The organism is Streptomyces europaeiscabiei, assembly GCF_036346855.1.
Taxonomy (GTDB): Bacteria; Actinomycetota; Actinomycetes; order Streptomycetales; family Streptomycetaceae; genus Streptomyces; species Streptomyces europaeiscabiei.
In genome coordinates, this window is the sequence record NZ_CP107841.1 from 6188921 (window position 1) to 6204414 (window position 15494).

The 15494-nt window shown below is 72.0% G+C and carries 16 protein-coding genes and 1 pseudogene; 9 read left to right on the forward strand and 8 right to left on the reverse strand.

Features of this window, described 5'->3' with window-relative positions; translation table 11 throughout:
• Positions 1–114: 114 nt before the first annotated feature.
• Positions 115–450 (forward strand): YnfA family protein, encoded by a 336-nt coding sequence (locus OG858_RS27065; protein WP_319066393.1) that lies wholly within the window; start codon positions 115–117, stop codon positions 448–450.
• Positions 451–488: 38 nt separating this feature from the next.
• Here the strand turns inward: OG858_RS27065 and OG858_RS27070 are convergent, their stop codons facing one another.
• Positions 489–932, reverse strand: a complete 444-nt coding sequence (locus OG858_RS27070; protein WP_086748085.1) for an ester cyclase — start codon at positions 930–932, stop codon at positions 489–491.
• A 146-nt stretch (positions 933–1078) separates the two neighbouring features.
• Here OG858_RS27070 and OG858_RS27075 point away from each other — a divergent pair, with 146 nt between their 5' ends.
• Positions 1079–1855, forward strand: coding sequence for an SDR family NAD(P)-dependent oxidoreductase (locus tag OG858_RS27075; RefSeq protein ID WP_037688810.1), 777 nt, complete (start codon positions 1079–1081; stop codon positions 1853–1855).
• Positions 1855–2277, forward strand: a complete 423-nt coding sequence (locus tag OG858_RS27080; RefSeq protein WP_328544337.1) for a collagen-like domain-containing protein — start codon at positions 1855–1857, stop codon at positions 2275–2277. Before OG858_RS27075 ends, OG858_RS27080 begins: the two co-directional genes overlap by 1 nt.
• On the opposite strand, the gene OG858_RS27085 is transcribed toward OG858_RS27080, so the two are convergent.
• Positions 2261–3109: a helix-turn-helix transcriptional regulator gene (locus tag OG858_RS27085; protein ID WP_086748086.1), complete on the reverse strand. Its 849-nt coding sequence runs from the start codon at positions 3107–3109 to the stop codon at positions 2261–2263. The two genes, OG858_RS27080 and OG858_RS27085, sit on opposite strands and share 17 nt — an antisense overlap.
• Before the next feature lie 108 nt (positions 3110–3217).
• Here OG858_RS27085 and OG858_RS27090 point away from each other — a divergent pair, with 108 nt between their 5' ends.
• Both OG858_RS27090 and OG858_RS27095 read left to right on the forward strand, forming a co-directional pair.
• A complete protein-coding gene (locus OG858_RS27090) occupies positions 3218–4306 on the forward strand; it encodes an LLM class flavin-dependent oxidoreductase (protein ID WP_179200937.1) in 1089 nt (362 codons plus the stop codon).
• Positions 4303–4926, forward strand: coding sequence for an FMN reductase (locus OG858_RS27095; protein WP_086748088.1), 624 nt, complete (start codon positions 4303–4305; stop codon positions 4924–4926). Before OG858_RS27090 ends, OG858_RS27095 begins: the two co-directional genes overlap by 4 nt.
• Before the next feature lie 295 nt (positions 4927–5221).
• Here the strand turns inward: OG858_RS27095 and OG858_RS27100 are convergent, their stop codons facing one another.
• Positions 5222–6526, reverse strand: coding sequence for a glycosyltransferase family 4 protein (locus OG858_RS27100; protein ID WP_328544336.1), 1305 nt, complete (start codon positions 6524–6526; stop codon positions 5222–5224).
• Positions 6527–6854: 328 nt separating this feature from the next.
• Here OG858_RS27100 and OG858_RS27105 point away from each other — a divergent pair, with 328 nt between their 5' ends.
• Together OG858_RS27105 and OG858_RS27110 are read left to right on the forward strand one after the other, a co-directional pair.
• Positions 6855–7604 (forward strand): response regulator transcription factor, encoded by a 750-nt coding sequence (locus OG858_RS27105; protein ID WP_319320787.1) that lies wholly within the window; start codon positions 6855–6857, stop codon positions 7602–7604.
• A 12-nt stretch (positions 7605–7616) separates the two neighbouring features.
• The gene (locus tag OG858_RS27110) at positions 7617–9152 is read left to right on the forward strand and encodes a HAMP domain-containing sensor histidine kinase (RefSeq protein WP_319066392.1); all 1536 of its coding nucleotides are present in this window, start codon (positions 7617–7619) and stop codon (positions 9150–9152) included.
• Positions 9153–9380: 228 nt separating this feature from the next.
• On the opposite strand, the gene OG858_RS27115 is transcribed toward OG858_RS27110, so the two are convergent.
• Positions 9381–10133: a transglutaminase domain-containing protein gene (locus tag OG858_RS27115; RefSeq protein ID WP_319066390.1), complete on the reverse strand. Its 753-nt coding sequence runs from the start codon at positions 10131–10133 to the stop codon at positions 9381–9383.
• 508 nt (positions 10134–10641) lie between these two features.
• Between OG858_RS27115 and OG858_RS27120 the strand changes: the two genes are divergently transcribed.
• Both OG858_RS27120 and OG858_RS27125 read left to right on the forward strand, forming a co-directional pair.
• Positions 10642–11133: an ATP-binding protein gene (locus tag OG858_RS27120; protein ID WP_319066388.1), complete on the forward strand. Its 492-nt coding sequence runs from the start codon at positions 10642–10644 to the stop codon at positions 11131–11133.
• 108 nt (positions 11134–11241) lie between these two features.
• The gene (locus OG858_RS27125; protein WP_328544335.1) at positions 11242–12267 is read left to right on the forward strand and encodes a phosphotransferase enzyme family protein; all 1026 of its coding nucleotides are present in this window, start codon (positions 11242–11244) and stop codon (positions 12265–12267) included.
• A 31-nt stretch (positions 12268–12298) separates the two neighbouring features.
• On the opposite strand, the gene OG858_RS27130 is transcribed toward OG858_RS27125, so the two are convergent.
• The 4 genes and pseudogenes from OG858_RS27130 to OG858_RS27145 form a co-directional block, all read right to left on the reverse strand.
• Positions 12299–12694 carry a TOBE domain-containing protein gene (locus OG858_RS27130; RefSeq protein WP_046709707.1) on the reverse strand — a complete coding sequence of 132 codons (396 nt, stop codon included), beginning with the start codon at positions 12692–12694 and terminating at the stop codon, positions 12299–12301.
• Between the two features lie 320 nt (positions 12695–13014).
• Positions 13015–14283 carry a pyridoxal phosphate-dependent aminotransferase gene (locus OG858_RS27135; protein ID WP_328544334.1) on the reverse strand — a complete coding sequence of 423 codons (1269 nt, stop codon included), beginning with the start codon at positions 14281–14283 and terminating at the stop codon, positions 13015–13017.
• A 168-nt stretch (positions 14284–14451) separates the two neighbouring features.
• Positions 14452–14763: pseudogene (locus OG858_RS27140) on the reverse strand (serine hydrolase); the annotation flags it as partial.
• A gap of 95 nt (positions 14764–14858) precedes the next feature.
• Positions 14859–15296: a hypothetical protein gene (locus OG858_RS27145; RefSeq protein WP_003974483.1), complete on the reverse strand. Its 438-nt coding sequence runs from the start codon at positions 15294–15296 to the stop codon at positions 14859–14861.
• Positions 15297–15494 lie beyond the last annotated feature (198 nt).

The window sequence follows — 15494 nt, forward strand, 5'->3', positions numbered from 1 at the left end:
TGCGGCGGCACGGAGCCTCGGCCGAGCAGACCGAGGCTCCGTGTTCTCTACGCGACACCGCTGTGGCGCCCCGGCAAGAACCCCCGCCCGTATCACCGTGCGAAGCTCGGGGCCATGGTCATCGCCCGGTCCGTCGCCCTGTTCGTGCTCGCCGCGCTGTTCGAGATCGGTGGGGCCTGGCTGGTGTGGCAGGGGGTGCGGGAGCACCGGGGGTGGGTGTGGATCGGGGCCGGGGTGGTGGCGCTGGGGGCGTACGGGTTCGTGGCGACGTTCCAGCCGGACGCGCACTTCGGGCGGATCCTCGCCGCGTACGGCGGGATCTTCGTCGCCGGGTCGATCGCCTGGGGGATGGCCGCGGACGGCTACCGGCCCGACCGCTGGGACGTGTCGGGCGCGCTGATCTGCCTCGCGGGCATGGCGGTGATCATGTATGCGCCGCGCGACGGGTGACGCGGCGGCTGTCGCGGTGACGGTCGGCGGCTGCCGCTCTACGACGGCTGGGCCAGCTCCTCCGGCAGCAGGCCGAGCTGGTTCAGGAAGTCCAGCTGGTCGAAGTAGAGCCGGTAGCTGGTGATCTGCCCGTCCCGGACGGTGGCGAAGTCCACGCCGCGCATCCTGATGTCCTTCTGGGTCGCGGGGATGGACGTTCCGTCGGGGAAGGCGATCGGGCCGGTGTTCGTGCCGCTGAAGATTCCCTCGTCGATGGCGGTGTCGCCGACCTCGAACGAGGCGAGCGACTCGTAGGTGGCCTCGGGCATGGCGTCCGTCATCTGGCGCCAGTACTCGGCTATGTCGTCCCGCCCGTGGATCTCTCCGCCGTCGGGGGTGTGGGCCACCGCGTCCTCCGCGAAGAGGTTCGCGACGGTCTTGGGGTCCTGGTGTGTGGTGAGCGCCTCGGTGAGCTGGTCCATCAGCTCGCGCGCTTGTCCCATGATCCACCTCCTGCACAGGGGATCACCCGTTTCATTGTCTCACCGCCCGCCTATCCTGGCCGGGCGGGAACCGTTCGACCGCCGGTCGGTTCCCTGCCCGGTCCCGGCCGGTTCCGTTCGATTCCGTACCGCCCCAGGAGCAGCTCATGGCCACCGCCGCACCGTCCGCCGCCTCACGCATCGCCGTCGTCACCGGTGCGAGCAGCGGGATCGGCGCCGCCACGGCCCGGCAGCTTGCCGCGGCGGGGTACCGCGTCGTGCTGACCGCACGCCGCAAGGACCGTATCGAGGCGCTGGCCGAGGAGATCAACGACGGCGGCGGGCAGGCCACCGCGTACCCCCTGGACGTCACGGACCGCGCGGCGGTCGACGAGTTCGCGACCGCGTTCAAGAAGATCGGTGTGCTGGTCAACAACGCGGGCGGCGCGCTGGGCGCCGACCCGGTCGCGACCGGCGATCCGGCCGACTGGCGCACGATGTACGAGACGAACGTCATCGGCACCCTCCACATCACCCAGGCCCTGCTGCCCGCGCTGACCGCGAGCGGTGACGGCACGGTGGTCGTGGTGTCGTCGACGGCGGGGCACGGGACGTACGAGGGCGGCGCGGGCTATGTCGCCGCCAAGCACGGCACGCACGTCCTCGCCGAGACGCTGCGGCTGGAGATCGTCGGCACACCGGTCCGGGTCATCGAGATCGCGCCCGGCATGGTGAAGACGGACGAGTTCGCCCTGACCCGCTTCGGCGGCGACGCGGAGAAGGCGGCGCGCGTCTACGACGGCGTCGCCGAGCCCCTGACCGCCGACGACGTCGCCGACACGATCACCTGGGCGGTCACCCGGCCCAGCCACGTCAACGTCGACCTCCTCGTCCTGCGCCCCCGCGCCCAGGCCTCCAACACCAAGGTCCATCGGGAGCTGTGATGGCGCCCGAGGACGGCCTGGCGCCCGAAGCCGGTCTGAGGTCCGAAGCCGGCCTGGCGCCCGAAGCCGGCCCGACGCCCGAGGCCGGCCTGGCGCCCGAAGCCGGCCCGACGTCCGAGAAGCGTCGCCTCGCCGAGGACGGTTTGAGGTCCGAGGCCGGCCCGGCGTCCGAGGCCGGCCTGGCGTTCGAGGCCGGCCCGGCGTCCGAAGCCGGCCTGACGTCCGAGAGGCGTCGCCTCGCCGAGGACGGTCTGAGGTCCGAGGCCGGCCCGGCGCCCGAAGCCGGCCTGACGTCCGAGAAGCGTCGCCTCGCCGAGGAGAAGAAGAACGAGCGGTATGTGTGGTGGTTCCTCGCGTACTTCCTGTTCGGTATCCACATCGTGGCGTTCGTGATGATCTACGCGGTCACGCACGCGAAGTAGACGACGACGGGACCGGCACCGACGCCGACACCGCTTCCGTGTACGCCGTCGGCGGCACCCCCACCGTCGCCGTGAAGTCGCGGACGAGGTGGGCCTGGTCCGCGTAGCCGAGGTCGGCGGCGAGGGCGGCCCAGTCGACGGCCCGTGCGGTCTCGGCGCGTTCGAGGGCTTCGTGGATGCGGTAGCGGAGGATGACCCACTTGGGGCCGACGCCCACGTACGCGGAGAACAGGCGCTGCAGGAGTCGTACGGACACTCCCTCGGCGCGGGCGAAGTCGGTGACGCGGCGGATCGTGCGGTCGGTGCGGATGCGGTCGACGAGGGCCATGGCGAGGTCCGCCTGGGGGTCGGGGGCAGGGGCGAGCCCCGTCAGGAACGTGTCGAGGGCGGCGACGCGGGCGTCCTCGTCGTCGGGGGCGAGGATCGCGGCCGGGTCGATGTCGGTGTCCGGGAACGCCTCGGGCTGTCGTACCCGGCGGCCGGTCCAGTGGGTCGCGGGGTGGGACGGCGCGAAGGGGCGGAAGCCGCCGGGGCGGAACTGGATGCCGCAGACCCGGCCCCTGCCCTCCAGTTTCTGGGTGAAGAGGCCGAGACCGATGCCGGAGATCTCGGCGAAGGGCTCCTGCCCCTCGTACCGCTGGAGGACGACGTTCACCGACGGGTGCGAAACGACCTGGGAGACGTACGGCTCGGGCAGGTCCCAGTCGATCAGCCAGTAGTGCTCCAGGTACGGGCGCAGCGGCTCGGCGGGTTCGCGGCGGCGGAAGCGGACCCGGGCGAAGAGCTCCGGGGCGTCCACGATGCCTCGGGTGTCACGGCGTGGGGCGGCCATGAGGAGATCGTAGGGACGGCCACTGACAACGGCGGGGAATAGTGGGGAGGGGGCCCTCGTTCACGGGTATAGTTGAATCGTAAACAACCTGGGAGGGTGGCAGCGATGATGCAGTTCGGGATCTTCAGTGTCGGAGACGTGACGCCGGACCCCACCACGGGCCGGACGCCGACCGAGCGCGAGCGCATCAAGGCGATGGTCGCGATCGCGCTGAAGGCGGAGGAGGTCGGGCTCGACGTCTTCGCCACCGGTGAGCACCACAATCCGCCGTTCGTGCCGTCGTCGCCCACGACGATGCTCGGCTATGTCGCCGCACGCACGGAGAAGCTGATCCTCTCCACCTCCACCACCCTCATCACCACCAACGACCCGGTGAAGATCGCCGAGGACTTCGCGATGCTCCAGCACCTGGCCGACGGGCGGGTGGACCTGATGATGGGGCGCGGCAACACCGGGCCCGTCTACCCGTGGTTCGGGCAGGACATCCGGCAGGGCATCAACCTCGCCGTCGAGAACTACGCGCTGCTGCACCGCCTGTGGCGCGAGGACGTCGTGAACTGGGAGGGCAAGTTCCGCTCGCCGCTCCAGGGGTTCACCTCCACGCCCCGCCCGCTGGACGACGTACCACCGTTCGTCTGGCACGGCTCCATCCGCTCGCCCGAGATCGCCGAGCAGGCCGCCTACTACGGTGACGGCTTCTTCCACAACAACATCTTCTGGCCGGCCGACCACACCAAGCGGATGGTCGAGTTGTACCGGCAGCGGTACGCGCACTACGGGCACGGCACGCCCGAGCAGGCGATCGTCGGGCTCGGCGGACACATCTTCATGCGCAAGAACTCGCAGGACGCGGTGCGGGAGTTCCGGCCGTACTTCGACGTCGCTCCGGTGTACGGCAACGGGCCGTCCCTGGAGGACTTCACCGACCAGACGCCGCTGACCGTCGGGTCGCCGCAGCAGGTGATCGAGAAGACGCTGGCGTTCCGGGAGTACGCCGGTGACTACCAGCGGCAGCTGTTCCTCGTAGACCACGCGGGGCTGCCCCTGAAGACCGTCCTGGAGCAGCTCGACATGCTCGGCGAGGAGGTCGTGCCGGTGCTGCGCGAGGAGTTCGCGAAGGGGCGGCCGGCGGACGTGCCGGACGCGCCCACGCACGGGTCGCTGCTGGCCGCGGAGAAGAAGGAGAGCGTCGCGTGAATGCCGCAGGAGGGCGTCGTACGAAGCTGGTCGTCGTCTCGGCGGGGCTGAGTGTGCCGTCGTCCACGCGGCTGCTGGGGGACCGGCTGGCCGCGGCGGTGGTCGGGCACGACGCCGCGGTGGAGGTCGAGGTCGTCGAACTGCGTGACCTGGCCGTGGAGATCGCGCACAACTTCACCAACGGGTTCCCGGGCCGCAAGCTCGCCGCCGCGTCGGACGCGGTGGCGGGGGCCGACGGGCTGGTGGTGGTGACGCCGGTGTTCTCGGCGTCGTACAGCGGGCTGTTCAAGTCCTTCTTCGACGTGCTCGACCGGGACGCGCTCGCGGGGAAGCCGGTACTGATCGCCGCCACCGGGGGGTCGGCACGGCATTCGCTGGTGCTGGAGCACGCGATGCGGCCGCTGTTCGCGTATCTGCGGGCCGTGGTGGTGCCCACGGGCGTCTATGCCGCGTCCGAGGACTGGGGCGCGGAGGGGCTGGCCGGGCGGATCGAGCGGGCGGCGTCGGAGCTGGCCGGGTTGATGGCTGGGCTGTCCCGGAGGGCGGATGCCGCGCCGGTCGAGCCCGAGGGGTTCGTCGTCGTTCCCTTCGCGGAGCAGTTGGCCGCGTTGAAGGGCTGAGTCCCGCCGTCGGGGTCGGTAGCCGAGTGCCAAGGAGTGCGAGAGGTCGAATCAGCTTGATCGCGTGATGGCTGACTCCGTCGCCTGCGGCCTTACCCTCTTCTGGCCAGGTCGCGCAGGGCCGTGTTTTTCAGCGGCCTCCGGCCGCGGGGGCCTCCCGGGCCCGGACCACGTACAGGATGCGTGTCGCCACCCGGGGTCGAGTACGCCGGGGACCAGCTCGCCCGGGACCGTTCGGGGCGCGCGGCTGAACGGACTCACCCCCGCTCGGTCCACAGGAACGGCGCGGAGGGCTTCAGGCCGCGGGTTGTTCGTGGTTGCTCGCGGCCGCGCGGCGGAGCCGCACGGGTGACAGCCCTGCGCTCCTGAGAAGAGCCGGGGCCGCCCTCTTCCCCGCGCGCACGCGGCGCCGCAGCCAGGCCCTCGCGCTCGTCGATCCCCGCTCCCAGGTCCGCTGGAGCCTCGTCTCCCGCAGCTCGGCGAACAACTGCTCGTACCTGGTGACGATCGGGGCCGCGTCGAAGCGGTGGGCGCTCGCCAGGGCGGCCCGGCCCATGGCACGGCGGAGGTCCGGGTCGGCGGTGAGGTCGAGGACGGCTTCGGCGAGGGCGTGGGGGTCGTCGACGGGGACGAGGCGGCCGTCGGTGCCGTCGGTGATGATCTCGGCGGGGCCGAGCGGGCAGTCGGTGCTGACGACCGGGACGCCGCAGCGCATGGCCTCGACCAGGGTCATGCCGAAGGACTCGGCCTCCGAGGCGCTGACGACGATCGAGGCGTGCGCGAACTCCTCCTCGATGGGAGTGTGCGGGCCCATCAGATGGGCCTGGTCGGTGAGCCGGAGATCCTGGATGAGGGTTTCCAGCCGGTCCTTCTGCTTGCCGCCGCCGTAGATGCGCAGCTGCCAGTCCGGTTCCTTCGCGGCGACCATCGCGAACGCCTCCAGGAGGAGGTCGAAGCGTTTGCCGCGGACGAGGCGGCCGGCGGCGGCGATGACGGGCGCCGTACCGTCCGACGGGGCCACCCCGGACGCCGGGACGATGTTGGGTACCGACATCACCCGTACGCCCGGCAGTTTCATCCGTGCGCCGTACACCGCCGCGTCCGCCGCCGTGGTCGTGACGACCGCGTCCAGGGCACGGTAGTGGCGGGCGAGGACCTTGCGGAGCTGCTTGGTGTGGGCGTCGTGGCGCAGGTGCTCCTGGCCGATGCGCAGGGCGCGGCGCGGGGCGAAGCGGGAGACGTAGACGTTGATGCCGGGGCGGGTGCCGATGACGACGTCCGCGCCGCAGCGGGCCAGGTAGGCGCGGACCCGGAGATCGGTGAGGCGGCTGTACTGGCGGTGTCGCTTGTCCTGCGCCGGGAACTCCACGGCGGGCTGCACCTGCGCCGGATCGCGCAGGTCGGGGCTGTACGGGCGGATGTCCACCAGCGGGACGAGCGTGATCCTCGGGTCGACCGTGAAGCGCGGTTCGTCCAGGTGGCGGGCCATCGAGGCGATCTCCACGTCGTGGTGGTCCGCGAGTGCCGACGCCAGGTTCAGCGTCGTACGGACGGTGCCGCCGATGGCGTACGCGTTGTGCAGCAGGAACACGATCTTCATGCGGCGGCTCAAGGTCCTGCCTTCCCGACGGGGTGAGCGGTGCGGTGACACGGTGATGCAGTTGTGCGGGGCGGACATGGCCGACGCGGGTGGCGTGCGGTTGTCCGGTGATGCGGTGCTGATGATGGTTTGGCTGGTTCGGCTGTTTCGGACCCTTTGTACTCCATCTGCTTGCTCTGCCCGGGTTCCCGTGCGGAGGGGTGTCACACGAACACGCTGCTCCGGAGTGGTAAGTCCGACGGGCGGTCGGGGTGAGAGGCCGGTAAGAAGGGCGGCCCTGCCCCGCTGACGAGGTGGTGGGCGCCCGTGACCTTGGCAGACTGGTGGGGTGCCCCAGAACGTGCTGCTCGCCGAGGACGACCGCGCCATCCGCCATGCCCTGGAACGCGCGCTGACCCTGGAGGGGTACGAGGTCACGGCGGTCGCCGACGGCGTCGAGGCGCTCGCCCAGGCCCACCGCAACCGGCCCGACGTGCTCGTGCTCGACGTGATGATGCCCGGCATAGACGGCCTCCAGGTCTGCCGGGTGCTGCGCGCGGAGGGCGACCGGACGCCGATCCTGATGCTCACCGCGCTCGTGGAGACCGCCGACCGGATCGCCGGCCTCGACGCCGGCGCGGACGACTACGTCGTCAAACCGTTCGACGTGGAGGAGGTGTTCGCACGGCTGCGCGCGCTGCTGCGGCGGACGGGCAACCCGGACGGTTTCGCGAAGCCCCTTCCGTCGTCGGCCGGCGCGACGGCCTCCGCCGCCGGGGCTGCGGGCCCGGACACCGGGGGGCTGCTCACGGCCGCCGGGCTGCGGATGGACGTACAGGCGCGGCGGGCATGGCGCGGGGCGCGGGAACTGGAGCTGACCCGGACCGAGTTCGACCTTCTCGAACTGCTGGTCCGCAACGCGGGCATCGTGCTCGACCACGCGACGATCTACGACCGCATCTGGGGCTACGACTTCGGGCCCGGCTCCAAGAACCTGGCCGTCTACGTCGGTTATCTGCGCCGCAAGCTCGACGAGCCCGGGGCGCCGGCGCTGATCCACACCGTGCGGGGTGTGGGGTACGCGCTGCGGGAAGACTGAGGGCGGCGCCCGGTGCCGTCCCGTCCCGTCCGGGCGCTGTCCCGCCTGCTCTCCCGGCTGCGGCCGGTCCCCTCACTGCGGGCGACCTTCACCGTGTCGTTCGTGGCGGTGGCGTGCGTCGTCACCGTCCTCGTCGGGATCCTCAGCTACAGCGCGGCGGCGCGGCTGGTGCGGGTCGACGAGCAGACCGTGTTCGCCGAGGTCGTGCGTGATCTGCGGGAGTTGGTCGAGCAGGACCCGCTGACGCCGGAGGACTTCGCGCCGAGCGGCAGCGGCGGTCCGCGCGACGACCTGATCCGCTCCGGTCGTACGGACGTCCAGGTGCTCGGCCCGCGCGGGGAGATCCTCGAGAAGGGCGCCCCCGGCCTGCCCGTTCGCGACGCGGACCGCAGTACGGCCGACGCGGCCCTGGCCGGGGTGATGGTCGAGCACGGCGAGGTCGAGGTCGGCGACGACCGCTACCGGGTGGTGACCGTCGCGCTCGGCGGCGGCCGAGGTGCCGTGCAGGTCGCGCAGGAGTTCAGCGACACCGAGGACCTGCTGCGGGAGCTGCAGCAGCGGACCCTGCTGTTCGTCTCCGGCATCGTCATCTCGGCCGGGCTGTTCGGGTGGTGGCTGGCGCGGCGGCAGACCCGGCGGCTCGTGCAGTTGGCGGGGGCGGCGGAGGACGTGGCCCGGACCGGGCATCTGGGCATCCAGGTGCCGGTCGCGGGCCGGGACGAGGTGGGCCGGCTGGGGCGTTCCTTCGACCGTATGCTGGTCCGCCTCGCGCAGTCCGAGGAGGACCAGCGGCGGCTGGTCCAGGACGCCGGCCACGAACTCCGCACCCCTCTCACCTCCCTCCGTACGAACATCTCCCTGCTCCGGCGTATCGACGAGCTGCCGCCCCGGATGCGTACGGAACTCGTCGACGACCTCTCCCAGGAGGCCCTCGAACTGACCGACCTGGTCAACGAGTTGGTCGACCTCGCGGCCGGGCAGTCCAGCACCGAGCCCGTGCAGCGGGTCGAGCTGGCCGACCTCGCGGAGGACGTCGCGGGGACCGCGCGCCGCCGTACCGGCCGCGAGGTCGTCGTACGCGTGGCCGGTGACACGACCGTCGAGGGGCGGCCGGGGGCTCTCCAGCGGGCCATCTCCAACCTGGTGGAGAACGCGGCGAAGTTCGACCGCGCCGGGTCCGGGGCGATCGTGGTCGTCGTGGCGCGGGGGTCGGCGGGAGGCCTGGGCGAGCTGGGCGGACTGGAGGAGCTGGGCGGCCCGGGGGGCATCGGGGAACCGGGGGGCACGCGTGAACCGGGCGAGGCCTCGGACGTCGTCCGTGTCGAGGTTCTCGACCGGGGTCCCGGCGTCCCCGACTGCGACCTCGAACGCATCTTCGATCGCTTCTATCGCGCCCCGGACGCCCGCAGTCTGCCCGGGTCCGGGCTCGGGCTGTCGATCGTCCGAGCCGTGGCGGCGGCGCACGGCGGGGCACCGTTCGCGTTCCGGCGGGAGGGCGGGGGGCTGGTCACCGGGTTCACGGTGCGGGGTGTGAACGGGGGCCGGTGAACGGGGGCCGATGACCGGCCACCGTTGACCGGCGAGGGCGGCCGGTGGAGGTGGTCGGTGGGGGTGATGGGTGGGGGTGATGGGTGGAGGACCGGCGTGGCGGGCCGGTCCGATCAGAGGCAGGTCCAGCGCCAGGTGTTCGAGCGGTGGCGCACCTGACCTCCGTGCCGCCCTTGGTGGTGAAGGCCCCGTGGCCGGCGGCCGGGCCGGGCTCGGGTGTGTTGCCCGTCAGGCGGTGCGGCGGGTCGCTCCCGCGCTCCAGCGGCCGAGTACCGGTTCGGTGAGGGTGCGGGCCGTTCGGCAGAGGGTCTGACCGTGGCGTGCGAAGAGTTCGTCGCGGTCGTCGAAGTGGCCCAGGTCGGCGACCACTTGGGCGGAGAGGTCGCAGGCGATGCCGGGGGCCGTCCCGCAGGTGCCCCACTGGACGCCGGTACGGGCGATCGCGTCGAAGAGGGTTTCGCCGCCCTTGTTGGCGAAGCCGTCGCCGCCGGGGTCGGGGGCGTCGAAGAGTTCGCCGACCGGGACCCACGCGCCGCTGATCCTGAACTCCGGCCAGGCCAGCAGGACCTGCTCCGGCACGAACGGCTTCAGCCGCGGGAACCGCGGATACCAGAAGGCCCCGTCCACCAGCAGCCCCCGCACCCGCGTCCGTACGCGCACGGCCCGAGCGACCGCCTCCAGCGCCGCCATCCGCTGACTGCACGAGCCGCGCCCCAGCCGCAGCGTCCGCGACACGCGGCGGCGGTCCTCGACCGAGTACACCGGGCGTACGTCCCGCGCGATGATCCGGTGCGCGGCCCGCAGCGCGTCACGCGGCGTCGCCTCGCTCAGCACCCGGCGTGCGACCGCCCCGACCAGTGGGTCGTCGTGGTCCAGGATCGCCGTGGCCCGCGTGGACCCGACCACGCCCGCCGGCTCCCGGGCCGGCACCCCGGCCCGCTTGGCCTGCGTGTTGTACGACATGAGCAACCGACTGGTCATGACAGTTCCGTCCCCGTACCCGTTCTGTTCCCGTTCCCCGTGGGAGCGCCGCCCGTCCCCTACGGGTGCGCGCCGCCCATCATCACACGGCGGCCCGGCCGCGCCGCGGGCCACTCGGGGTGAGGGTCGGGCCGGGGCTGCCGGGGCTCGGCGACGCGCTTTCGTAGTACTTCCACCGACCCCATTGCGGCGGCGCGAACACGCCGACTACGGTCAGTCCTGCGCTCACGGAGAGTGCTCACATGATTACTCATATGCATTCTGCCTGCATCTCGCCTCGCACTCGGCCTCGTATCCAGCACTCGCCATCAGCCTCGTACTCAGACCTCCCTCGCCGTTCATCCACACGTCCGCCCGGAGCCGTCCGCAGCAATCCGCAGCCGTCCGTAATCCACCCCTGCGTACCGCCAGTTGAAAGCGCACCCCGGGCCGTCGACACCCGAGGAGGAGCCGCCGACGCGGTAGGGACCCGAGCAATCCCTCTTCGTCGCAATGGAGTTGATCACATATGACCGAAACTGCCCAGACTCTCCCCGCCCCAATCCCCAGCGCCACCTCCTGGCTTTCGCCCGCGGCGACGACGTACACCCTCTTCTGCCCGCCCCTCGACATCTCCCCGCAGATCGCCCGCGACTTCGTCGCCACGGTCCTGCGGGCCCTCGGCCTCGACACCCTCGTGGACGCGGCCGCCCTGTGCACATCCGAACTGGTCACGAACGCCTGTGTGCACGCCAAGGGTGGAGGATCGGTTCTCTGGCTGGCGGTGGAGGCCTGGCGGGTCCGGGTGATCGTCTACGACGGTGACGAGAACCCGCCGGTCATAAGGGAGTTGACCCCGGGCGGGTGGGAGGAGGGCGGCCGCGGCCTCTACCTCGTGGACGCCCTCACCGAGGGCCACTGGGGAACCGCCGCCGTCCCGAACAGCGGCGGCCTCGTCCACCCCGACGGCAAGGCGGTGTGGTTCGACCTGGCGGCGCCGAGCGGATCCATGTCGAGGTGACGGTGCGGGACTTCGGGTGAGCGCGCCGACGTACAAACCCGTTTGTGTCCGGTGGTCCCCCGCGTATTACATGCCGGGGGATTCAGCGGGGCGAGCGGAAGGTGACTCATGCGGAGCAGGGCCGGCTTTGTCGCGGACGTGTACTCCCTCGGTGGCGGGGCGTGGGACATGGTGCCCGTCGCCCGGGGTGCGCTGGGGCAGATCTGGAGACTGTCGGCCGGGGCCGGGGCCGCTGGTGGGGCCGCTGGTGGGGCCGGTGGCGGTGGCGGCGGGTCGTGGGCGGTGAAGGAGCTGCTGTTCGGGTGCGACGAGGGGCAGGTGGGGCGGGAGGCCGCGCTACGGAACGCGGCCGAGGAACTGGGGATATCGGCGCCACGGTTGTTCGCGGACCGTGACGGGGCGTACGTGTCGCGGCTGCCGGACCATATGGGCGGGTCGTACGTGAAGCTGTACGACTGGGTCGACGGGAGCGAGGCGGACCCGGCCGATCCGGAGCTTCTGGGGTGGTGCGGGCGGACGCTCGCTCTTCTGCACCGGGCCGGGGAGGGGACGACGGAGACACCGAACGACTGGTACGAGCGGTGTCCCAAGGAGACCGACTGGGCGGAGTTGTGCGAGGGGGTCCGGACGGCCGGGGTGCCGTGGGCGGACGCGCTGGAGCGGTTCGCCGCCACCTCGGCGGTGGAGTTGGCGCGGTACGTCACCCCGTCCGGGGGCGGTGACGTCGTGACCTCCCATCTCGACATGCGGCCGCAGAACGTACTGGTGGGGCGGTCCGGGCCGGTCCTCCTCGACTGGGACAACGCCGGGCCCGTGTCGGCGGAGCGCGAACTCGCCCATGCCGTCCATGTGTGGGCCGGCGGTGACGACTTCTGTGCTGATTCCGCCCGGCGGTTGGTGCGGGGCTATCTGGATGCCGGGGGGCGCGCGGTCATCAAGGGGGTGGAGTCGTTCTCCCTGCTCTTCGCGACGGACCTGAACTATGTGCGGGTGCAGGCCGAGTGCGCGATCGACCCGAACGTGACCGCGTCGCAGCGGCAGTTCGCGAGCGCGGAGGTCGTGAGGATGCTGGGGAGGCTGCCGGATCCGGCAGCCGTCTCCCGGTTGGCGGAGGCGCTGGCTCCCGAGTGGTGAGGCCACCGTGCGCCACCGCGGGAGGGCCCGTTCAGGTTCGGTCGATGTGTACGTTCGTGGACTTCACCCGGGCCGTGGCCTCCATGCCGACCTCCAGGCCCAGTTCCTCCACGGCCTCCCGGGTGAGCAGTGAGACCAGGCGGTGCGGGCCCGCCTGGATCTCGACCTGGGCCGCCACGTCACCGAGCTTCACCGCGGTGACGATGCCGGGGAAGGCGTTGCGGGCCGATGTGTACGGGGCATCGGCCTCGTCGGTGGTGTCCGAGGCCAGCTCCACGGAGAACGCCGCGAGGTCCGTCCCGTCGATGAGCCGCCGCCCGTTCTCGTCGCGCCGTGTCGCCACCCGGCCCGCGTCCGCCCATCGCCGCGCGGTGTCGGGGCTGACCCCGAGCAGCCGCGCGGCCTGACCGATTGTGTAGGACTGCATGGACGCCAAGATATGCGGCGCCGGGCGTCCCCTCGGCTCCACGTCCGCCGCCGGGCCGACCGTTTGCAGTCCACCGGCCGGCCCGGCGCCTCACATGGCATGCATCGACAGCCTGCGGAAGCGCCGGAGCGCCGGTCGATGCGGGAGCAGTGGCGCGGTCGATGCGGGAGCGGCGGTGGGTGCTTCTGGGTCTCGCCGGCGTGATCGCAGCCTCGGTTGCTCCGACGGTGAGCCGGCCGCCGCGGGCATCCGTGCGTCCACGACCTGCGTGCCCACCGGGTCGCCCCTCTTGACCAGGGGCTGCGGCCGGGCGTCGCGGCTCACCGCAGCGTGGTCATGAACTTTCCCAACCGGGCGATCCCCTCGCGCAGTTCGTCCGCCGAGGCCGCGTAGGAGAGGCGGACGTGGGTGTCGGCGGTGTGCGTGCCGAAGTCCCGGCCGGGGGTGAGTGCGACGTGCGCCTCCCGCAGGGCCCGCTCGCAGAACTGCCAGGACGTGAGACCGGTCCCGCTGACGTCGAAGTAGACGTAGAACGCCCCGTCGGGCGGCACCGGGACCGGCAGCCCGATCCGCGCCAGCCCGTTCAGGACGAGTGCGCGCCGCTCGCCGAACTCCACCCGGCGGGCCTCGCAGACCGCCAGCGACTCGGGGGTGAAGCAGGCGAGGGCGGCGTGCTGGGCGGGGGCGGAGGCGCAGAGGAAGTAGTTCTGGGCGAGGCGTTCCAGGGCCGGTACGAGGGGCTCGGGGACGACGCACCAGCCGAGCCGCCAGCCGGTCATGCCGAAGTACTTCGAGAAGCTGTTGATGACGACGGCCCCGGGGTCGTACGACAGCGCGCTGCGCGGCGGCCGGCCCCGCTCGTCGTGGTCGCCCAGGTCGAGGTAGATCTCGTCGACGAGGCGCCACGCGTCGCGCTCGCGGGCGAGGTCGCAGAGGGCCTCCAGCTCGTCGGCGGGGACGGAGGTGCCCGTGGGGTTGGACGGCGTGGCCACCATCACGCCGCGCGTACGGTCCGTCCAGTGCGCCCGTACCGCCGCGACGTCCAGCTGGAACCGGCTCGCGGCGGTGGTGGGGACGAGGGTGACCTCGGCGCCGAAGCTCTCGACGATCTGCCGGTTGCAGGGGTAGGAGGGGTCGCCGATGAGCACCTCGTCACCGGGGTCGACGAGCGCGGCGGTGGCCAGCACGAGCGCTGCCGAGGCGCCGGCGGTGACGACGATCCGGCCCGGATCGACCTCGACGCCGTGCTGCTCGCCGTAGAACCCCGCGATGGCCTCCCGCAGGGCCGGCAGTCCGAGGGCCGCCGTGTACGTCATCGGCCGCCCGTCCATGACCTCCCGCATCGCCGCCACGACGGCCGGGGGAGCGCCGAAGTCCGGTTCCCCGAGGCTGAGTTTGACGACGTCGTGGCCCTGGGCGGACAGCGCGGCGGCCTGCTTGGCGAACTCCATGGCGTAGAAGGGGGCGACGGCCCGGGCCCGCCGTGAGATACGCACGCTGCCGGTGCTGCCGGTGCTGCCGGTGCTGCCGGTGCTGCCGGTGCCGCCTGTGCCGCCTGTGCCCGTACCGCTGTCGTTCACATTGCTCATGCCGCTCATGCTGCGGCCCGGAGGGGGCTCGGGGCCAGTGGTGACCGGGGTGCTGTCGGACATGGGGATGCCCAGCGGTGGCTGAGCATCCCCGTGGCGGTCGTCAGCCGCCCGGTGGGGGTTGCTCGCGCAGTTCCCCGTGCCCTTCAGGGGCGCGGGGCCGTGTGCTCATCGTGCCGTGAGTGCCTTTGCCACCAGCCCCGCCACCTTGGCCACCAGCGGGTTGTCCGAGGGGCCTTCGGGGGCGTGCTTGGTCGTCAGGACGGACAGGACGAGGGGCGGGCGGAGGGACGGCCAGACGACGCCGACGTCGTTGGCGACCCCGTACTGCGACCCGCCGCCGGTCTTGTCCGCGAGCGTCCAGTCGGCCGGAAGACCCGCGCGGAAGCGCTCGACGTTGGTGGTGTTGGCGATCAGCCAGTCGGTCAGCAGTTCCCGGTCCGCGTCCGGCAGCGCCCGGCCGAGGAGGAGTCGCGCGTAGTGCCCTCAACACGCCCCGGCCGCCTGACGGCCCCTCCCCGCTCATGACGAGGGCGGAGCCCGAAAGCCCCGCCCGAACACCATGAAGCCCCGGATCAGGGCCAGACCAGGCAGTACGGCTGATGCCCCGCCTCGTGCAGGCGGTGGCTGAAGTCCTGCCATTCGTGGAGGAGTTGGTAGACGTTGAAGGCGTCGCGAGGGCCGCCGCGGTCCGGGACCGTCGACCAGATGAAGGCGGCCGCGCCGACCGCTTCCTCGCCGATGCCTCTGAGGGGGTCGACGACCGTCATCGGGAGCTTCACGACGGCGTAGTCGGGGTGGAGGACGACCAGTTCGAGCGGGGGCACCTTGTGGAGGGGGACGCCTTCGATGCCGGTCAGCACCATCGCGGCCATCGTCTCCGGCTTGATCTTGGTGAACATGCCGTTCATGCCGAGTTCGTCGCCGCCGAGCTCCTCGGGGCGCATCGAGATCGGGACACGGGCCGCGGTCGCGCCGTCGGGCGCGCCGAAGTATTTGTACGTCACCCCCACCCGGCCACCATTCCTGCTCCCCGCCCGGAGCCGGTTGACCACATGGTCCAGGCCCTCCACACGGTCCGCGCGGTCCGCACTCTCGATGCGGTCCGGACGGTCCTTGCGGTCCGCACGGCTCCTGCGCTCCGCGCGACTCCTGCGATCCACCAGGTCAGGCCGGTCCATCCGGTCCGTCTGATCCATTCCGTCCACACG